This window comes from Parasynechococcus sp., assembly GCF_042954245.1.
Lineage (GTDB): Bacteria > Cyanobacteriota > Cyanobacteriia > PCC-6307 > Cyanobiaceae > Parasynechococcus.
In genome coordinates this window covers 1-1642 of sequence record NZ_JBGKDP010000176.1, presented here as the reverse complement: position 1 = coordinate 1642, position 1642 = coordinate 1, and the positions used below count along the sequence as shown (strand labels likewise).

Here is a 1642-nt window from a genome sequence, read left to right as displayed (position 1 = left end):
TCATCAATACCAGTTCCAGCGGCACTGGACAGCGCCAGCGGATCGTACCCCCACCCCTTCAACCGGGTCAAGAGCCGCTCCAGCGCTGCAGGTGAGATGAGGTCTGCTTTGGTGAGCAGAAGGATCACCTCCAACCCCGTCCGTTCCGCCGTCAGCAGAAAACGACTGGCCTGATCAGGGTCAAAGCTGGGCTGCTCCACCGCCAACAGCACAGCCACCAAGGAGACGTTGGCCACCGGTGGGCGTGTGAGAAAGCTGTGGCGTGACTCCACATCGGCCACCACGGCACGCCCCTGGCCTGGATCAATCGCCTCGATGCGAACCCGATCACCCACATAAACGGCTTCACCCCGATGGCTGAGCCGAGTGCGGCGTGTGCAGAGCAGCCGCTCTGGGCATCCTTCAGGTGCAGCATCCAGCTCAACCTCCAGGTAGTTGGCCTGGAGCGCCACAACCATCCCGGAAGCCACGGAGCTGCCGGTTTCAGCCACCGCAGATCACCTCGATGGTGACGGCATCCAATGTTTGATCAACGCACTCAACACAATGGCCAGCATCCCTCAGGCCTGGAAGGACCATGGCCTCGGGCTCACCCCGATCGAGACAGACCTCCAGGCAGTCACCACTACTCATCTGCTCGAGGGTGAGCTTGCAGCGAATGAAATTCACCGGACAGGGCGTTCCCCGCAGATCCAGGGAACGCCTGCTCATCCTTTCTGACCGAACAAGCGAGCAAACAGACCGCTGTTGTGATGGTGGTGTTGCTTGCCGCGGGCGGAATGGTGACCCGCCAACTGCTCCAGCAGCTCGCGCTCCACATCGGTAATCCGCCTCGGCAAGTCCACAGTGACTGTCAGACGCTGATCACCCCGTGCGACTGGATTCCCGAGCTTGGGAATGCCCAGATTCGCCAAGGTGAGCACCGTGCCGGGCTGGGTGCCGACAGGGATCTCCAGCTCCTTGCTACCATCCACCGTTTCCACCTCGATGGTGTCGCCAAGAATCGCCTGGAGATAGCTGACCTTGACCTCCGAAAAGATGTTCAGGCCATCCCGCTGCAGCCGTGGGTGATTGCGAACGGTGAGGAAGACGTAAAGATCACCAGACGGGCCACCCCGGGGTCCAGCATTGCCTTCGCCGGTCACACGAAGGCGTGTTCCGGTGTCCACCCCAGCAGGAATGTTGATCCGCAGCTTCTTACGCACCTGTTTGACACCCTGGCCTCCACAGGAGCCGCAGGGATCCGAAATTACCTGGCCAGTCCCTCCACAGTTGGGGCACTCGGCGACCTGAGTGAAGCTGCCGAAGGGAGTCCGGGTGGCACGGCGCACCTGCCCAGTACCACCACAGGTGCCGCAAGTGGTGGGTCCACTGCCCGCATTGGCACCGCTGCCGCCGCAGGTGTCGCAGGTCTCCAGATGCGGGATTTTAATCTCCTGCTCCTGACCGAACACCGCCTGCTCGAAATCGATGGTTAGGTCGTAACGAAGGTCATCACCCTGCTGGGGACCCTGACGCCGCGGCCGACCACCTCCAGCACTCCCGGGTCCACCAAAGCCCTGGAAAAACGTCTCGAACAGATCCGCGAATCCGCCCATGTCCCCCATATCTGGGGCACCGGCCGCACCTCCGAGGCCGGCTT

At 62.0% G+C, this 1642-nt stretch carries 3 protein-coding genes; all 3 read right to left on the bottom strand.

Translation table 11 applies throughout. From position 1 onward, the window contains the following. On the bottom strand, positions 1–491 hold a 491-nt coding region (gene rsgA / locus ACGVJ8_RS07810; protein ID WP_392346978.1), incomplete at its 3' end, for a GTPase RsgA. After that, positions 484–711 carry a sulfurtransferase TusA family protein gene (locus ACGVJ8_RS07805; RefSeq protein WP_392346976.1) on the bottom strand — a complete coding sequence of 76 codons (228 nt, stop codon included), beginning with the start codon at positions 709–711 and terminating at the stop codon, positions 484–486. The genes rsgA and ACGVJ8_RS07805, both read right to left, overlap by 8 nt. Further along, a partial coding sequence (gene dnaJ / locus ACGVJ8_RS07800) for a molecular chaperone DnaJ (protein WP_392346974.1) occupies positions 708–1642 on the bottom strand: 935 nt, incomplete at its 5' end. The genes ACGVJ8_RS07805 and dnaJ, both read right to left, overlap by 4 nt.

Coding starts and splice junctions, on each gene's coding strand:
- ACGVJ8_RS07805 (WP_392346976.1), bottom strand. CDS start 711: ATGAGCAGGCGTTCCCTGGATCTGCGGGGAACGCCCTGTCCGGTGAAT.